11 protein-coding genes and 2 rRNA genes are annotated in these 17273 nt (G+C 68.4%); 11 read left to right on the top strand and 2 right to left on the bottom strand.

Annotated features, from left to right (window positions below; translation table 11 throughout):
• Nucleotides 1-274 precede the first annotated feature (274 nt).
• The 7 genes from ACQEVI_RS22010 (at nt 275) to glcF (ending at nt 10519) form a co-directional block, all read left to right on the top strand.
• Nucleotides 275-3402 (top strand): 23S ribosomal RNA (locus ACQEVI_RS22010).
• A 152-nt stretch (nt 3403-3554) separates the two neighbouring features.
• Nucleotides 3555-3671, top strand: a 5S ribosomal RNA gene (gene rrf / locus ACQEVI_RS22015).
• Nucleotides 3672-3872: 201 nt separating this feature from the next.
• On the top strand, nt 3873-4619 hold the full coding sequence (locus tag ACQEVI_RS22020; protein WP_432902823.1) for an IclR family transcriptional regulator: 747 nt from the start codon (nt 3873-3875) through the stop codon (nt 4617-4619).
• Nucleotides 4620-4752: 133 nt separating this feature from the next.
• Nucleotides 4753-6318, top strand: coding sequence for a malate synthase A (aceB, locus tag ACQEVI_RS22025; protein ID WP_432906052.1), 1566 nt, complete (start codon nt 4753-4755; stop codon nt 6316-6318).
• A gap of 102 nt (nt 6319-6420) precedes the next feature.
• Entirely contained in the window at nt 6421-7896 is a 1476-nt protein-coding gene (locus ACQEVI_RS22030; RefSeq protein ID WP_432902826.1) for an FAD-linked oxidase C-terminal domain-containing protein, read from the top strand.
• Complete coding sequence (locus tag ACQEVI_RS22035) at nt 7896-9182, top strand: FAD-binding oxidoreductase (RefSeq protein ID WP_432902829.1); 1287 nt, start codon at nt 7896-7898, stop codon at nt 9180-9182. Before ACQEVI_RS22030 ends, ACQEVI_RS22035 begins: the two co-directional genes overlap by 1 nt.
• Nucleotides 9182-10519: a glycolate oxidase subunit GlcF gene (gene glcF / locus ACQEVI_RS22040; RefSeq protein ID WP_432902832.1), complete on the top strand. Its 1338-nt coding sequence runs from the start codon at nt 9182-9184 to the stop codon at nt 10517-10519. The genes ACQEVI_RS22035 and glcF overlap by 1 nt, the downstream gene beginning before the upstream one ends.
• A 9-nt stretch (nt 10520-10528) precedes the next feature.
• On the opposite strand, the gene ACQEVI_RS22045 is transcribed toward glcF, so the two are convergent.
• Nucleotides 10529-11353: a transposase family protein gene (locus ACQEVI_RS22045; RefSeq protein ID WP_432894014.1), complete on the bottom strand. Its 825-nt coding sequence runs from the start codon at nt 11351-11353 to the stop codon at nt 10529-10531.
• Between the two features lie 269 nt (nt 11354-11622).
• On the opposite strand from ACQEVI_RS22045, the gene ACQEVI_RS22050 reads away from it, so the two are divergent.
• Nucleotides 11623-13440 carry an L-lactate permease gene (locus ACQEVI_RS22050; RefSeq protein ID WP_432902835.1) on the top strand — a complete coding sequence of 606 codons (1818 nt, stop codon included), beginning with the start codon at nt 11623-11625 and terminating at the stop codon, nt 13438-13440.
• A 30-nt stretch (nt 13441-13470) separates the two neighbouring features.
• On the opposite strand, the gene ACQEVI_RS22055 is transcribed toward ACQEVI_RS22050, so the two are convergent.
• Nucleotides 13471-15018: a hypothetical protein gene (locus ACQEVI_RS22055; protein ID WP_432902838.1), complete on the bottom strand. Its 1548-nt coding sequence runs from the start codon at nt 15016-15018 to the stop codon at nt 13471-13473.
• An 18-nt stretch (nt 15019-15036) separates the two neighbouring features.
• On the opposite strand from ACQEVI_RS22055, the gene ACQEVI_RS22060 reads away from it, so the two are divergent.
• The 3 genes from ACQEVI_RS22060 (at nt 15037) to ACQEVI_RS22070 (ending at nt 17272) form a co-directional block, all read left to right on the top strand.
• Entirely contained in the window at nt 15037-15957 is a 921-nt protein-coding gene (locus ACQEVI_RS22060; protein ID WP_432902841.1) for a hypothetical protein, read from the top strand.
• Nucleotides 15954-16961, top strand: a complete 1008-nt coding sequence (locus tag ACQEVI_RS22065; RefSeq protein ID WP_432902843.1) for an HAD hydrolase-like protein — start codon at nt 15954-15956, stop codon at nt 16959-16961. Before ACQEVI_RS22060 ends, ACQEVI_RS22065 begins: the two co-directional genes overlap by 4 nt.
• Nucleotides 16962-17089: 128 nt before the next feature.
• Nucleotides 17090-17272: a hypothetical protein gene (locus tag ACQEVI_RS22070; RefSeq protein ID WP_432902846.1), complete on the top strand. Its 183-nt coding sequence runs from the start codon at nt 17090-17092 to the stop codon at nt 17270-17272.
• Nucleotide 17273: the final 1 nt, after the last annotated feature.

Here is a 17273-nt window from a genome sequence, read left to right on the forward strand (position 1 = left end):
TGAGACAACCGGCCGGCTTGTCCCTTCGGGGGTAGGCAAGGTTGTGTGTTTCTGGATCGAGTACGGGTCACTTGGTTCGTGTCATACCCGCCGGCGTGCCGGTTGTGGTGTCACGGGTTTGCCTGGTGGGTTCGTCCGTTGCTTGAGAACTGCATAGTGGACGCGAGCATCTTTGAAATTTTCCAAGATTGCGATCGCAAGAATGTACGACCATGGGTCTTTGGCTTGTGGTTGTTGTTTTGTGGTCATCTTGGTTTCTGTGATTGTAGTGTTGCCTGAAGTTTTTAAGGGCACATTGGTGGATGCCTTGGCACTAGGAGCCGAAGAAGGACGTTGTAGCCTGCGATAATCCTCGGGGAGTTGGCAGACGAGCTGTGATCCGAGGGTCTCCGAATGGGGGAACCCAGCCGAAGTCATGTTCGGTTACCCGCGCCTGAATGTATAGGGCGTGTGGAGGGAACGTCGGGAAGTGAAACATCTCAGTACCGACAGGAAGAGATATTCCGTGAGTAGTGGCGAGCGAAAGCGGATGAGGCCAAACCGTATGCGTGTCAAGCTGTCAGGCGTTGCGTGTGCGGGGTTGTGGGACCTTCTGGAAGAATCTGACAGTTCTTCAGCCAGTAAGAAAGTCGTGTCATAGTCGAACCGGGTTGAATACCGGACCGTAGTGGGTGGGAGTCCCGTAGACGAAATGGTGCGGCCTGGTTGAGGGGATCCCAAGTAGCACGGGGCCCGTGAAATCTCGTGTGAATCTGGCAAGACCACTTGCTAAGCCTAAATACTACCTAGTGACCGATAGCGGACAAGTACCGTGAGGGAAAGGTGAAAAGTACCCCGGGAGGGGAGTGAAATAGTACCTGAAACCGTGTGCCTACAATCCGTCGGAGCCTCCAGCCCTTAGGGGTTTGCAGGGGTGACGGCGTGCCTTTTGAAGAATGAGCCTGCGAGTTAGTGCTCGGTGGCGAGGTTAACCCGTGTGGGGTATCCGTAGCGAAAGCGAGTCCGAATAGGGCGATTCAGTCGCCGGGTCTAGACCCGAAGCGAAGTGATCTAGCCATGGGCAGGTTGAAGCGCCGGTAAGACGGCGTGGAGGACCGAACCCACCAGGGTTGAAAACCTGGGGGATGACCTGTGGTTAGGGGTGAAAGGCCAATCAAACTTCGTGATAGCTGGTTCTCCCCGAAATGCATTTAGGTGCAGCGTCGCGTGTTTCTTACCGGAGGTAGAGCTACTGGATGGCTAATGGGCCTCACCAGGTTACTGACGTCAGCCAAACTCCGAATGCCGGTAAGTCGTAAGCGCGGCAGTGAGACTGCGGGGGATAAGCTCCGTGGTCGAGAGGGAAACAGCCCAGATCACCGGCTAAGGCCCCAAAGCGTGTGCTCAGTGGGAAAGGATGTGGAGTTGCACAGACAACCAGGAGGTTGGCTTAGAAGCAGCCACCCTTGAAAGAGTGCGTAATAGCTCACTGGTCAAGTGATTCCGCGCCGACAATGTAGCGGGGCTCAAGCACACCGCCGAAGCCGTGGCACTCATACGTTAGCCCAGCACCAGACTTGTTCTGTGTGTTCAGGTGTGTGGGTGGGTAGGGGAGCGTCGTGTGGGCAGTGAAGTCGCGGAGTGATCCAGCGGTGGAGCCTACACGAGTGAGAATGCAGGCATGAGTAGCGAATGACGGGTGTGAATCCCGTCCGCCGAATGACCAAGGGTTCCAGGGCCAGGTTCATCCGCCCTGGGTAAGTCGGGACCTAAGGCGAGGCCGACAGGCGTAGTCGATGGACAAGGAGTTGATATTCTCCTACCGGCGAAGTACCGCCCATACCGAGCCCGGTGATACTAACCACCCCGAGTCCACACCGTTGCCTTCGGGCAGCATCGTGGGGGAGGCGTGGGACCTGATCCGGTAGTAGGTAAGCGTGTTAACAGGGGTGACGCAGGAAGGTAGCCAGGCGTGGCGATGGTTGTCCATGTCCAAGGTCGTAGCCCGTCCCATAGGCAAATCCGTGGGGCATATAGGGTGAGAGCTGATAGAGACCGTGTATGCGGGAATCTGGTGATCCTATGCTGCCTAGAAAAGCCTCGACGCGAGGGACTAGCCGCCCGTACCCTAAACCGACTCAGGTGGTCAGGTAGAGAATACTAAGGCGATCGAGAGAATCGTGGTTAAGGAACTCGGCAAAATGCCCCCGTAACTTCGGGAGAAGGGGGGCCTGAACCGTTAACCCACTTGCTGGGGGACGCGGGGAGGGCCGCAGAGACCAGGGAGAAGCGACTGTTTACTAAAAACACAGGTCCGTGCGAAGTCGCAAGACGATGTATACGGACTGACGCCTGCCCGGTGCTGGAAGGTTAAGAGGACGAGTCAGCCGTAAGGCGAAGCTCAGAATTTAAGCCCCAGTAAACGGCGGTGGTAACTATAACCATCCTAAGGTAGCGAAATTCCTTGTCGGGTAAGTTCCGACCTGCACGAATGGCGTAACGACTTCTCCGCTGTCTCAACCGCGAACTCGGCGAAATTGCACTACGAGTAAAGATGCTCGTTACGCGCAGCAGGACGGAAAGACCCCGGGACCTTTACTATAGCTTGGTATTGGTGTTCGGTGCGGTTTGTGTAGGATAGGTGGGAGACTGTGAAGCCAGGGCGCCAGCTCGGGTGGAGTCATTGTTGAAATACCACTCTGATCGCTTCGGATGTCTAACCTCGGTCCGTGATCCGGATCAGGGACAGTGCCTGGTGGGTAGTTTAACTGGGGCGGTTGCCTCCTAAAATGTAACGGAGGCGCTCAAAGGTTCCCTCAGCCTGGTTGGCAATCAGGTATCGAGTGCAAGTGCACAAGGGAGCTTGACTGTGAGACCGACAGGTCGAGCAGGGACGAAAGTCGGAACTAGTGATCCGGCGGTGGCTTGTGGAAGCGCCGTCGCTCAACGGATAAAAGGTACCCCGGGGATAACAGGCTGATCTTGCCCAAGAGTCCATATCGACGGCATGGTTTGGCACCTCGATGTCGGCTCGTCGCATCCTGGGGCTGGAGTAGGTCCCAAGGGTTGGGCTGTTCGCCCATTAAAGCGGTACGCGAGCTGGGTTTAGAACGTCGTGAGACAGTTCGGTCCCTATCCGCTGCGCGCGCAGGAAACTTGAGAAGGGCTGTCCCTAGTACGAGAGGACCGGGACGGACGAACCTCTGGTGTGCCAGTTGTTCCGCCAGGAGCATGGCTGGTTGGCTACGTTCGGAAGGGATAACCGCTGAAAGCATCTAAGCGGGAAGCCTGCTTCGAGATGAGGTTTCCATACACTTTGTGTGGGAGGCACCCAGCAGACCACTGGGTTGATAGGCCGGATGTGGAAGACAGGACTAAAGACTGTCGGAGCTGACCGGTACTAACTGCCGATAACTTCACAACACCTCAACACTGCTAATAAGTTTTCATGGTTTTGTTTCGCGTCCACTATGCGGTTCCCGAGTCACGGGCACCAAACCCCCTTGTTTCACCACCATCCTCTTTGAGGGGTTTGGTTGGTGGGTGGGTGAGGGTTTTGTCTGTCTCGATAGTGTTACGGTGGTCTTAGCGTGGGGGAAACGCCCGGTCCCATTCCGAACCCGGAAGCTTAGCCCTACAGCGCCGATGGTACTGCCCTGGAGACGGGGTGGGAGAGTAGGACGCCGCCGGACAACCATTCCTGGTAGGGGGTGGAGCAGCATGAATCCGTCAGGGTTCGTGCGGCTCCACCCCCTACCTGCATATCCAGCCACTTCCCGGCATGCCCAGAACGACCAGCATGCCGAGAACGCACCCGGCCGACCCCTCGTTCCGCGTTATGAAATGCTGCTTCCGTGAGCCGGTAGTTCCGGCGTTCCGATCGGGAGGGTGATGTGGCAGAGTCTGGCGTGCAGTCGGTCGAGCGAGCGCTCGATCTGCTCGAGATTCTGGCTGAGGTCGGCGGCGATGCCGGCCTGAGCGAGCTCTCGGAGCAGTCGGGGCTGCCCCTGCCGACCATTCACCGGTTGATGCGCACCCTCGTGGCCCGCGGTTACGCTCGGCGGCTTCCCTCGCGACGATATGCGCTCGGTGCGCGGATGATTCGCCTCGGTGAGTCGGCCGGTCGGCAGCTCGGGGCCGGCGCGCGGCGTCATCTGGCGCGAGTTGCTCGCGAGCTCGGTGAGACGGCAAACCTGGCCATGCTCGACGGAGAGATGGCCGTGTACGTCGCCCAGGCGGCGTCGTCGCACTCCATGCGGATGTTCACCGAGGTGGGGCGGCGTGTGCACCTGCACAGCACCGGCGTCGGCAAGGCGCTGCTGAGCGAGCTGCCCGATGCGGCAGTGCGCGACATCGTGGCACGCGCCGGTCTTGCCCCGGCTACCGATCGGACCCTGACGGACCTCGACGCGCTCCTGGCTGCGGCGGCCGAGGCGCGCGAGCGCGGCTACGCCGTGGACGACGGTGAGCAGGAGATCGGCGTCCGCTGCTTCGCCGTCGTCGTCCCTGGGGCGCCCGTACCTACGGCGCTGTCGGTGTCGGGCCCCGCGGCGCGGGTGTCGTTCGAGTTCGGCGATCGAGCGGTGCCGGTGCTGCACGAGGTCGCGCGAGACATCGGGGCGGAGCTCGCCGGCGGCTGAGCACACGTTGACCCCTCGTCGTCGTGCGTTTAGTGTTTTCACTAGGAAATATTTGATTTCCGCATCGTGGAACTTGCGATGGGGCATCAACCACTCGACCGAGGGAAGACACGTGGACACTCCAGACGGCCTGATGATCACCGGCGACATCGCACCCCGCGCGGAGGAGGTGCTCACGCCCCGCGCGCTGGAGCTGATCGCCGTCCTGCACCGGACACTGGACGATCGGCGGCTCGAGCTGCTCGAGGCCCGGGAGCGGCGGGTCGCGGACCTTGCGGCGGGTGGCACGCTCGACTTTCTCCCGGAGACGAGGCACATCCGCGAGGACCCGACCTGGCACGTCGCCCCGCTGGCGCCCGGGATCGAGGACCGCAGGTGCGAGATCACCGGCCCCACGGACCGCAAGATGACCATCAACGCACTGAACTCCGGCGCGAAGGCGTGGCTCGCGGACCACGAGGACGCCAACACCCCGCAGTGGAGCGCTGTCGTCGGCGGGCAGCTCAATCTGCTCGATGCCATCAACCGCACCATCGACTTCACCGGCGAGAACGGCAAGCACTACGCGCTGAAGCCGGACGAGGAGCTGGCCACGATCATCGTGCGCCCGCGCGGCTGGCACCTGCCGGAGAAGCACATCCAGGTGGACGGCCGACCGGTCTCGGGCAGCCTCGTGGACTTCGCGCTGTACCTCGCGACCGCCGGTCTGCGGCAGATCGAGAAGGGTCAGGGGCCGTACTTCTATCTCCCGAAGATGGAGTCGCACCTGGAGGCGCGGCTCTGGAACGACGCGTTCGTGCTGGCCCAGGACTTCCTCGGCATCCCGCAGGGCACTATCCGTGCCACCGTGCTCATCGAGACGTACCCCGCGGCCTTCGAGATGGAGGAGATCCTCTACGAGCTCCGGGAGCACAGCTCCGGCCTGAACGCCGGGCGTTGGGACTTCATGTTCTCGGTGATCAAGTCGTTCCGGACGCGCGGCACGGAGTTCATGCTGCCCGACCGGAACGCCGTCACCATGACCGTGCCGTTCATGCGGGCCTACACCGAGCTGCTCGTCAAGACCTGCCACACCCGTGGCGCGCACGCGATCGGCGGCATGGCCGCGTTCATCCCGAGCCGCGACGAGGCGGTCAACGAGGCCGCGTTCGCCAAGGTTCGTGACGACAAGACCCGCGAGGCGAACGACGGGTTCGACGGGTCCTGGGTGGCGCACCCCGGCATGGTGGACGTCTGCAAGGAGGTCTTCACCTCGGTGCTCGGCGACAAGCCGAACCAGATCGACCGCACCCGCGATGAGGTTCAGGTCACCGCGGCACAGCTGCTCGACGTCGCGAGCACCCCCGGAGACGTCACCGAGGCCGGGCTGCGGAACAACATCTCGGTGGGGATCCAGTACCTCAAGGCGTGGCTCGGTGGGCTCGGCGCCGTCGCGATCTTCAACCTCATGGAGGACGCCGCCACGGCCGAGATCTCAAGGTCGCAGGTGTGGCAGTGGCTGCACAACGACGTGACGCTCGCCGACACCGGCCGCCAGGTCACGCGCGAGCTGATCGACCAGATCGTCGAGGAAGAGATCGCCAAGCTGCCCGGCGACGCGGCAGACTACGAGGAGGCGAAGCAGACGTTCCTCGAGGTGGCGGTGGCGGACGACTACGCGGACTTCCTGACTCTCCCGGCATACGCCCGAATGCCCTGACCGACCCGTTGAGTGCTGGGTATTTGCCCTTCGGACCGCCTCCGAAGGGCAAATACCCAGCACTCAACGGAGCAGTAGTGGCCGCAACCTTGGAGGTTGTCCTTGTCCGAGAACGTTGTCGTGGGGCTTGACGTCGTGATTGCCGAGCTTGTCGAGGCGCTGGGTGAGGAGCGGGTGATCACGGACCGGCAGCGGCGTCGTACGTACGAGTGCGACGGGCTCGCGGTCTACCGGGTGATCCCGGGCGTGGTGGTCCTGGCCCAGGGGCCGGACGACGTCGCTACCGCGGTGCGAGCGTGCGTGCGGCACTCGGTGCCGTTCGTCGCGCGAGGCTCGGGTACGGGGCTGTCGGGCGGGGCGCTGCCGCACTCCGAGGGTGTGCTCGTGGTGATGTCGCAGATGCGGACCGTCCGGGAGGTCGACGTCGACAACCAGCGCGCCGTCGTCGACCCGGGAGTGATCAACCTCCAGCTCACGGCCGCGACCGGCCCGGACGGGTACTACTTCGCGCCCGACCCCTCCAGCCAGTCCATCTGCTCGATCGGCGGGAACATCGCCGAGAACTCGGGCGGCGCGCACTGCCTCAAGTACGGGTTCACCACCAACCACGTCACCGGCCTGGACCTGGTGACGCCCGGCGGGGAACAGGTGGAGATCGGCGGCAAGGCGCCGGACCCGCCCGGATACGACCTGCTCGGCGCGCTGGTGGGCAGCGAGGGCACGCTCGGCATCGTCACCTCGGCCACCGTGCGCCTGACCCGGCTGCCGCAGGAGGTGCGGACCCTGCTGGCGGCCTTCCACTCCATGGACGACGCCGGCGCCGCCACCTCCGCGATCATCGCCGCCGGGGTGATCCCCGCCGCCATCGAGATGATGGACGCCCTCGCGATCGAGGCCGCCGAGGCGGCAGTGCACTGCAACTACCCGGCCGGCGCGGGCGCGGTGCTCGTGGTCGAGCTGGACGGGCCGTCGTCCGACGTCGCAGGGGAGTTCGACGACGTGGTGCGCCTGTGCGAGGAAGCGGGGGCGTTCGAGGTGCGGGTCGCGGCCGACGACGACGAGCGTGCCCTGATCTGGAAGGGCCGCAAGTCCGCGTTCGCCGCGGTGGGCCGGATCAGCCCGGACTACATAGTCCAGGACGGTGTGATCCCGCGGACCGCGCTGCCGCTGGTGCTGCGCGAGATCGCGGCGCTCTGCGAGGCGGCCGACGTGCGGGTCGCGAACGTGTTCCACGCGGGCGACGGCAACCTGCACCCCCTCGTGCTGTTCGACGGTTCGGTGGAGGGCGCGGTCGAACGCGCCGAGGCCGTGGCCGGCGGGATCCTCGACCTGTGCCTGGAGCACGGTGGGTCCATCACCGGTGAGCACGGTGTGGGCGCGGACAAGGCGGGTCACATGCCGCGCATGTTCACCGCCGAGGACCTCGACACGATGCAGGCCGTGCGGTGCGCGTTCGACCCGGACAACATCGCCAACCCCGGCAAGGTCTTCCCTACGCCGCGGCTGTGCGGAGACCAGCCCGGCCGGCGCCAGGGTGCGCATCCGCTCGCGGAGTCCGGCGTGGCGGAGGTCTTTTGATGGCGGACCTGCAGCGGCTCGAGGACGCGCTGAAGCAGGACGGTGGCCAGGTCGAGGAGGCGGGTCCGGCGGACGTCGTGGACGGCGTGCCGGCGGTCGCGGTCGCCCGGCCGACGTCGGCCGACGGGGTGGCGGCGGTGCTGCGCGAGGCGACCGCTCAGGGACTGGTGACCGTCGCGCGCGGGGCAGCGACCGCCCTGGACTGGGGCGCGCCGCCCGAGCGGGTGGATCTCATCCTGGACACCACGGGTCTGGACCGGCTGGTGGAGCACGGCGCGGGCGATCTCGTCGTGGTCGCCGAGGCGGGGCTGCCGGTGGCGGAGCTGTCGGAGACGGTCCGGGCCGCGGCGCAGGAGCTCGTGGTGGACCTGCCACCGGAACGGCTCGCCGGGGGCTCCACCGTGGGCGGGGCACTGTCGACCGGGACGTCCGGTCCGCGTCGGCTGCAGCGGGGCGGGATCCGGGACCTGGTGCTCGGGGCCACTGTCGCGCTCGCCGACGGCACCATCGCCTCCTCGGGCGGCAAGGTCGTCAAGAACGTCGCCGGGTACGACCTGGCCAAGCTGCTGACCGGCGCGTACGGCACGCTGGGCGTCGTGGTGCGGGCCGCGTTCCGGCTGCACCCGGCCCGGCCCGACCGGGCGTACGTCGTGGCCACCGGGCCGCTGGCCGACATCGCCGCGCTGGCTCGGGCGGTCGTCGCGTCGCAGCTCGCGCCCGCCGCGGTGGAGATCGACCGGCCGGCGGGGAGCGACGTCGCCGAGGTGGCGGTGCTGATCGAGGGCACGGGGAGCGCGGTGGGGCAGCGGGCCGCGGCTGTCGCCGAGGTGCTGGGCGGGCGGGCGCAGGCAGAGGCGCCCGGGTGGTGGGCGGCGTTGCCGGGGGTCTCGACGGGCTCGACCGGCGGTGGGAGCTCGACCAGCGGCGGCGGGACCTATGCCAAGGCGACGGCGACCCTGGTCGGCGTGGCTGAGCTGCTGGCGGCTGCCCGGGATGCCGAGCAGCGGTACGGCGTCGGCGTGGCGTTGCGGGGGAGCGCCGCCGGGGTGCTGCACGCGGTAGTGACGGGGACGCCGGAGGCCACGGCGGCCGCCGTCGGGCACCTGCGGAGTGCCGCGACCGACCCGCGCGACGGGACCGTGACCGTGCTGCGGGCGTCGCGCGAGGTGCGTGCGCAGCTGGACGTGTGGGGGCCGGTGGGCGGGCTCGACCTCATGCGCGCGATCAAGCAGCAGCTCGATCCGGGGCGCAACCTTGCGCCAGGCCGATTCGTGGGAGGTATCTGATGACAGATGCGAAGCCGGACCTGCTCGGCTCGCTCGGCGGGGCGGGGGCCTTCGACGAGCATCATCCGCCGGCTCGTGAGCTGGTGGACGACTGCGTGCACTGCGGGTTCTGTCTGCCGGCCTGTCCGACGTACTCGCTGTGGGGCGAGGAGATGGACTCGCCGCGCGGCCGGATCTACCTGATGAAGGAGGGGCTCGAGGGCGAGCCGATGTCGTCGTCGCTGGTGCAGCACGTCGATGCCTGTCTCGGCTGCATGGCCTGCGTGACCGCGTGCCCGTCGGGCGTGCAGTACGACAAGCTGGTCGAGGCGACCCGGCAGCAGGTCGAGCGCCGGGGCGCCGAGCACCGGACGCGTGGTCAGCGGCTGCTGCGGTCGGCGATCTTCGCGCTGTTCCCCCGGCCGGAGCGGCTCCGGCTGATCCGGCCGCTGCTGGCGATGTACCAGCGCAGCGGGCTGTCGCGGCTGGTGCGGCCGGTGCTCGCGCGCGTGTCCCCGACGCTGGCCACCATGGAGGCCATCGCCCCGCCCGTCGGTCCGCGGATCCCGGTGCCCGTGCTGGTGCCCGCCGTCGGCGCGAAGCGGATGACCGTCGCGATGCTGCTCGGCTGTGTGCAGCGCGAGTTCTATCCCGGTGTGAACGCCGCGACGGCACGGGTGCTGGCGGCGGAGGGCTGCGAGGTCGTCGTGCCGCCGGACCAGGGGTGCTGCGGCGCGCTGTCCGTGCACGCCGGCAGGGAGGCGGAGGGGCTCGGCTACGCGCGGGCGCTCATCGACACCTTCTCGGCCGCGGGCGTGGAGCGGATAGTGGCGAACTCGGCGGGGTGCGGCTCCACCATGAAGGACTACGCGCACCTGCTGTCGGACGACCCCGAGTACGCGGAGCGGGCGGCGGAGTTCGCGGCGAGGACCCGCGACATCTCGGAGGTGCTGGCGGAGCTCGAGCCCGTGGCGCCGCGACACCCGCTGCCGATGACCGTGGCGTACCACGACGCCTGCCACCTGCGGCATGCCCAGGGGGTGAAGGCGCAGCCGCGCGCCGTGCTCGCGACGATCCCCGGTCTCGTGGTCAAGGAGATCGCCGAGGGGGACATGTGCTGCGGGTCGGCGGGCATCTACAACCTGACGAACCCGGAGCCCGCGCGAGAGCTGGGTGACCGGAAGGCCGCGAACGTCGCGGCGACGGGTGCTCAGCTCCTGGTCACGTCCAATCCTGGCTGCCTGCTGCAGATCACGGATGCCCTGGCCCGCCAGGGGCGCGAGATGCCGACGGCGCATATGGTTCTGGTGCTGGACGCGTCGCTGCGGGGGCTGCCGCCTGAAGCTTTGCGCGAGTAAGAGCCCTATTCAGCGCGTGAGTCGGTAGAACTCCAGGTTGGTGATCATGTGGATGATGCTTGGTAGTTCGGCCAGTCGGCCGCGGTAGCCGGCTGAGAGGATCTTCCACTGTTTGAGCAGGGCGATCGCGCGTTCGACCGGTGCTCGGAGGCTGGCGATGTGCCGGTTCCATGCTTTGTCAGCGGTGCTGCGTGGGATGCCGGTGGTCTTCTTGCGCGGGGTCAGGCGGGTGTGCTTGACGTAGGCGGTGTCGGCCAGCACCGCGACCACGCGCTCGGCCCGGGCGGTGGTGATTTGGCCGGCCCATCCGACCTCGTCCAGGGCCCGCGAGTCGTGCCGGGAGCCGCGTACGGGCACGGAGACGTCGGCCAGTGTCCCGTCTCGGAAGGCCGCGACCTGAACGCCCAGCGCCTGCTTCTTGTGCTTGGCGTTGAAGTTCGTCGTCCCGGTCCCGGCACGGTTGCCGGTCGGGATCGGGGTGCCGTCGACCAGCACCGTCCCGCGCGCCAGTGCGTCGGCCAGACGGGTGCGGTCCAGTGCGGTGACCTGTCCGAGCAGCGGCAGTAGGTACCGCCAGATCCGCGAGACCGTGGCCTGAGAGATGCCGAACAGGTCTCCGGTCAGCTGCTGAGCGAGGTTGTGCCGCGCTTTGAGGAGCACCAGCGTCACCGCTGTGCCGAACGGCAGCACGAAGTCGTACCTCTGATCCGGTGGCCGGTTCTGGTGGACCTGCCATGCGCGGGCGATCAGCTCGGTCGTCTGGGCAGGCGTCAGCCCGCAAGTACTCTTGTAGCGCATCGGCCCTTCGATCGGCTCGGAACCTGGCGTAGACAACCTGGATCCAACCGAACGCAAGGGCCGTTGCGCTACCTGCCGAAACTTGCCCCTGACCAGCAACGACGCAGGTCAGGACGTGAAGCACTCATAAGACCCTCGACGCCCCTGAATAGGGCTCTAAGTTGCGCGAGTGAGTTGCGCGGGTGAAACAGGTACTCCCGCTTGCCCGAGGTAACTGCTACGTTTGTCGGCAAGTGGACTGATAGTTCCGACATGCGAAAGTTCCAGCGAACCCTACCCGGCAGCGCGGCCGGACTGGAGTCACCATGGACAACCTCGGCGTCCTCGCCCTGCTCGCCCTCCTCCCGATCCTCGTCGTAGGAACGCTGCTGCTCGGCTTCCGCTGGCCCGCGCGGACGGCGATGCCCGTCGGCCTCGCGGTGGTGGTGGTCGTCGCCCTGTTCGCGTGGAAGATGTCGCCGGTCGCGGTCAGTGCGTCCATCGTGCAGGGGCTGCTGATCGCCGTCGGTCTGCTCTGGATCATCTTCGGCGCGCTGCTCATGCTCGAGACCCTCATCAAGAGCGGCGCGCTGCAGACGATCCGTGCGGGGTTCACCACGATCAGCCCCGACCGGCGGGTCCAGGTGATCATCATCGCCTGGCTGTTCGGGTCGTTCATCGAGGGTGCCGCCGGGTTCGGTACGCCCGCCGCCGTCGTCGCCCCGCTGCTGCTGGCTCTGGGCTTCCCCGCCGCGGCCGCGGTCATGGCCGGGCTGATCATCCAGTCCACCCCGGTGAGCTTCGGCGCCGTCGGTACGCCGATGCTGACCGGGCTCGGGACGGGACTGGCGGACACCTCCGGCGCGCTGGCGCCGGAGGTGCAGGCGCGGGCCGACGTGCTGGGGCTGGACCAGCTCGGCTTCATCGCGCACACCGCCACCCAGGTCGCGACCGTCCACGCGATAGTGGGCATCCTGGTGCCGCTCATCCTCGTCACGCTGATGTGTGGCTTCTACGGCGAGAAGCAGTCGTTCCGCGCGGGGCTCGCCGTCGCGCCGTTCGCGATCTACGCGGCGCTCGCGATGATCGTGCCGTACGTGACCGTGGCGTACGTGCTCGGGCCGGAGTTCCCCTCGATGCTCGGCGGATTCCTCGGGCTGGTGCTCGTGATGTTCACGTCCTCGAAGGGCTTCCTCATGCCCAAGGACGTGTGGGACTTCCCGCCGCGTGAGCGCTGGAGCGACCGCTGGATGGGCACGGTCGACCCGACGAAGGAGGCGGCCGCGCTCACCCGCAGCATGTCGATGGCCCGGGCCTGGGCGCCGTACGTGATCGTCGCGGCCCTGCTGCTCGTGACCCGGAACGTCCCGGCGATCAAGGAGTTCCTGACCGGGCCGGCGGTGATCCCGGTGGAGAACATCTTCGGCACCGGGATCAGCCAGAACCTGGAGCTCCTGTACTCGCCGGGCGCGATCTTCCTGCTCGCGTGCCTCGTCACCTACGTGCTGCACGGCATGAAGGGTGCGCAGATCAAGGCATCGTGGAAGGTCGCAGGAGGACAGCTCGGCGGTGCGGCGTTCGCGCTCCTGTGCGCGGTGCCGCTGGTGCGGATCTTCATCAACTCCGGGCCGGACTTCAACGCGGCGGGGCTCGACTCGATGCCCATCACGCTCGCCCAGGCCGCCGCCGACGTCGCCGGTCAGGGCTGGCCGATAGTGTCGCCGTTCATCGGCGCGCTCGGCGCGTTCGTCGCCGGATCGAACACCGTCTCCAACATGATGTTCGCGCTCTTCCAGTTCAACACCGGGATCGGCATCGGCGCGGCGTCGCCCGAGACCGTGGCCGCGCTGCAGGCGGTCGGCGGCGCTGCGGGCAACATGGTGGCGGTGCACAACGTCGTCGCCGCCGCGGCGACGGTCGGCCTGCTCGGGCGCGAGGGTGACCTGATCCGCAAGACGATCCTGCCGATGACCTACTACTGCCTCGCGGCGGGCGCGATCGGCTACCTGTGGATCTTCGGGTTGGCGTTCAATGCGGGCATGGTCGTTCTGCTCGTCGTGGTGGCGGCCCTGGTCCTGACGGCGACCTGGATGCTGCGCAAGACCGACGCGTACAACCCGGAGGTGGTCCCGGCGCGGGTATGACAGCGCGTCGGCCGACGTCGGCCGCGCACGTCACAGCGGTTCGACCCCGGGAGACGGCCGCTCGCATGGGAGAATGAGCGAGCATCTGTCATCGAAGGGAACACCGTGAACGAAACGCCCCGTGACCAGGGGAACGACCGCGAGGGCGACCGCCGTGGCGAGCGCACAGGCGGCAGTCGCAACGAAGGCCGGGGGCCGCGTCGCGACGACCGCGGCGGAGAGCGCGGTGGTGACCGGGGCCGCCGGTTCGACGGCCCTCGTGGCAGTGACGGCCCTCGGCGCGACGACCGCGGAGCCGACCGTCCGCGCCGACCGTACGAGGACCGGGGTACCGACCGTCCCCGCCGCGACGACCGCGGCACCGACCGTCCCCGGCAGGACGACCGAGGCGCCGGCGACCGCGCGCCTCGGCGCACCGATGACGACCGTGCGCGCCGTTCCTACGGCGACCGGGACAGCCGGGGCGGCCGCGACGACCGCGGCGCCCGTCCTCCGTACCGCGGGAACGACGGCGACCGTCCGCGCCGTTCCTTCGAGGACCGGGACAACCGTGGTGACACCCGTGGCGGAGACCGTCCGGTACGCCGTGACGGTGAGCGTCCCGTTCGTCGTGAGCACGACCGCCCGCTGCGCCGGGACGACGACCGCCCCGCGCGCCGGGACGACGGTCCGCGCCGTTCCTTCGGGGACCGTGACGAGCGCCCGCGCCGTAGCTTCGAGGACCGCGGCGGTAGCCGTCCCGTGCGTCGGGACGACGAGCGTCCGGCCCGCCGTCCGTACGAGGACCGCGGTACCGACCGTCCGCGCCGCGACGACCGGGGTGCGGACCGTCCGGTCCGTCGCGACAACGACCGTCCGGCCCGTCCTTCCTATGGGGACCGTGACGACCGTCCGCGCCGCAGCTTCGAGGACCGTGGGGGCAGCCGTCCCGCGCGTCGGGACGACGAGCGTCCGGCACGTCGGGACGACGACCGTCCGCGCCGCTCGTTCGAGGACCGGGGTACCGACCGTCCGCGCCGCGACGACCGGGGTACGGACCGTCCGGCCCGTCCTTCCTACGGCGACCGTGACGAGCGCCCGCGCCGCAGCTTCGAGGACCGCGGCGCCGGCCGTCCCGCCCGCCGGGAGGACGACCGCCCGCGCCGTGACGATCGTCCCCGTGGGGACGACCGATCCCGGCGCACCGACGGCGACCGTCCGGTTCGTCGCGACGACCGGGGCGCCGATCGCCCGGCCCGCCGGGACGACGACCGTCCGCGTCGCTCGTTCGGCGACCGCGACGACAGGGGCGCCCGCGACAACCGCGGTCGCGACGACCGGGCCGCTCGCCCGTTCCGCGCGAAGGACGGCGACCGTCCCGCGCGACGCGACGACCGTGGCACCGACCGTCTGCACCGTCCGTCCAACGACCGCGCCGACCGTCCGCGCACGGCCGTCCGGGAGGAGCGCGAGGAGCGAGCCCCGCGGCCCCCGGAGCCGGAGATCGCCGAGGACGTCACGTTCAGCCAGCTCGACCGCGAGGTTCGTTCGCGCCTGCGCGGGCTGAGCAAGGACCACGCCGAGTACGTCGGTCTGCACCTGCTGATGGCCGGCCGGATGATCGACGTCGACCCCGAGCGCGCCTACGAGCACGCCCAGGCGGCGCTGCGTGGCGCCGGCCGGATCGACATCGTGCGCGAGGCCGCAGGCCTGGCGGCGTACCACACCAACCGGTTCGCGGAGGCGCTGCGCGAGCTGCGCACCGTCCGCCGGCTGAACGGCTCGTCGGAGCACCTGCCGATCATGGCCGACGCCGAACGGGGGCTCGGACGTCCGGAGCGTGCCCTCGCCCTGGCCGCGTCGGAGGAGGCCGCCTCGCTCGACGCGATGGGCCGTGTCGAGCTCGCGATCGTCGCGAGCGGAGCCCGCTCCGACCTGGGCGAGCACGACGCCGCGCTGGCGGTGCTCGACAAGATCGCCCCGGAGGACGCCAAGGGCGACTCGGGGCTCCGGGTCGTGCAGGCGCGCGCCCTGGCGCTCGAGGCGGCCGGCCGTGTCGACGAAGCCGTAGCGCTGCTGAAGACCGTGGACAGCAAGGCGCTCGAGCGTGCCATCGGCGCCGAGGCGTTCGAGGAGGACATCACGGTGTTCGACATCGAGGAGGACGCTGCGCTCGCCGAGGAGGAGTACGCGGCCGAGCACCCGGAGGAGGTCGCGAAGGACACGTCGGACGACGAGGACGAGGAACCTGAGGGCTCGGACGACGAGGACGCTGCGGAGCCGGACGACGACTCCGCGGACTCCCCGGACTCGGCCGACTCCCCGGATTCTGCCGACTCTGGTGACTCGGCTGATTCTGCCGACTCAGCGGATTCCGCCGACTCACCCGACGAGCCCGAAGCGGACGAGGACGAGTCCGACGAGGAGCCCGCGGAGGAGCAGGCCGACGAGGCGGCTCCCGCACCCGAGGTGAGCGACACCAAGGGTGAGCCGGGCGCCGAGGGCGACCGGTCCGACGTCGGGCAGGAGAAGGCGTGACCGCGAGCGCCGGACTGCTGGCGAGCGCTACCCCGCTCGCCGCCGCGTACGACCTTGCGCTCGTCGACCTGGACGGCGTGGCGTACAAGGGGCACCTGCCGATCGAGCACGCGGCGGCGAGTCTCGCCGCCGCGCGTTCGGGCGGGATGCGCCTGCTGTTCGTGACGAACAACGCGTCGCGCGAGCCGGAGGACGTCGCCGGCCAGCTCACGGGCCTGGACATCCCGACGGACCCGGACGAGGTGATGACGGCGGCGCAGGCGTGTGCCGCGCTGCTCACCACCAGGCTCGACCCGGGCGCGAAGGTGCTGGTGGTGGGCGGGAAGGGCCTGGTGACGGCGGTGCGGTCGGCCGGCTTCACGGTCGTGGGGTCGGCGGACGACAAGCCGGACGCCGTCGCGCAGGGGTACTCGCCCGAGGTGGGCTGGGCGGAGCTTGCCGAGGCCGCCTATGCGGTGGGTGCTGGTGCGTGGCACGTGGCGAGCAACCTGGACCTGTCGCTCCCGACGGCGCGTGGTTTCGCGCCGGGGAACGGTGCCCTGGTAGGTGCCGTGGTGTCGGCGACGGGTGTCACGCCGGACAGTGCCGGCAAGCCGTCGCCGACCATGTACCGCCTTGCGGTCGAGCGGGCCGGGGCGAGCCGGCCGCTGGTGATCGGCGACCGGCTCGACACGGACCTCGGGGGTGCGCGCGGCGGCGGGTACCCGGGGCTGCACGTGCTGACGGGCGTCTCGACGGCGCGCGACGCGGTGCTTGCGGTCCCGGGTGAGCGCCCGTCGTTCCTGGGGGCTGATCTGCGCGCGCTGCTCGAACCGCACCCGGCGCCGGTCCGTACGGACGGCTGGTACGTGTGCGGGGGCGCATCGGCGCAGGTGGCCGACGGCGTGCTGCGGCTCGACGGGTCGGGGATCGACCTGGTGCGCGCCGCGTGTGCCGCGGCGTGGGCCGCGGTCGACGCGGGCGACGACCTGGACCCGGCGACGGTGCCCGAGCTGCCGGCCTGATCCGGGCCGTTCCTCCCGGGCGCTGTCAGGGGCGGCGGGTACCGTGTGCAAGCAGATGGCAGACAGCTCAGGGGCAACGGGTAACAGCCCGACGGGCACGGACGAGCACAGTGGAGCGTTGACGCACGATGGATGAGTTCTACGAGATCGAGGAACCCTCGAGCGGCCCGGCGGATCCCGACGCGGGTGTCCGGAGTGCGCTCGACGCGCTCGACGGGCTCGACGACCTGCCGCCGGCGGAGCACGTCGCCCGGTTCGAGGCAGTGCACGACGCGTTGCGGGCCCACCTGAGCGGTGACACCGCCCTGTGAC

The organism is Promicromonospora sp. CA-289599 (assembly GCF_050936155.1).
GTDB lineage: Bacteria > Actinomycetota > Actinomycetes > Actinomycetales > Cellulomonadaceae > Promicromonospora.

What these genes read in the sequence shown, in the direction of transcription:
- ACQEVI_RS22035 (WP_432902829.1), top strand. Translation starts at nt 7,896, where the DNA reads ATGGCGGACCTGCAGCGGCTCGAGGACGCGCTGAAGCAGGACGGTGGC.
- ACQEVI_RS22050 (WP_432902835.1), top strand. Translation starts at nt 11,623, where the DNA reads ATGGACAACCTCGGCGTCCTCGCCCTGCTCGCCCTCCTCCCGATCCTC.
- aceB (WP_432906052.1), top strand. Translation starts at nt 4,753, where the DNA reads ATGATCACCGGCGACATCGCACCCCGCGCGGAGGAGGTGCTCACGCCC.
- ACQEVI_RS22060 (WP_432902841.1), top strand. Translation starts at nt 15,037, where the DNA reads ATGATCGACGTCGACCCCGAGCGCGCCTACGAGCACGCCCAGGCGGCG.
- glcF (WP_432902832.1), top strand. Translation starts at nt 9,182, where the DNA reads ATGACAGATGCGAAGCCGGACCTGCTCGGCTCGCTCGGCGGGGCGGGG.
- ACQEVI_RS22070 (WP_432902846.1), top strand. Translation starts at nt 17,090, where the DNA reads ATGGATGAGTTCTACGAGATCGAGGAACCCTCGAGCGGCCCGGCGGAT.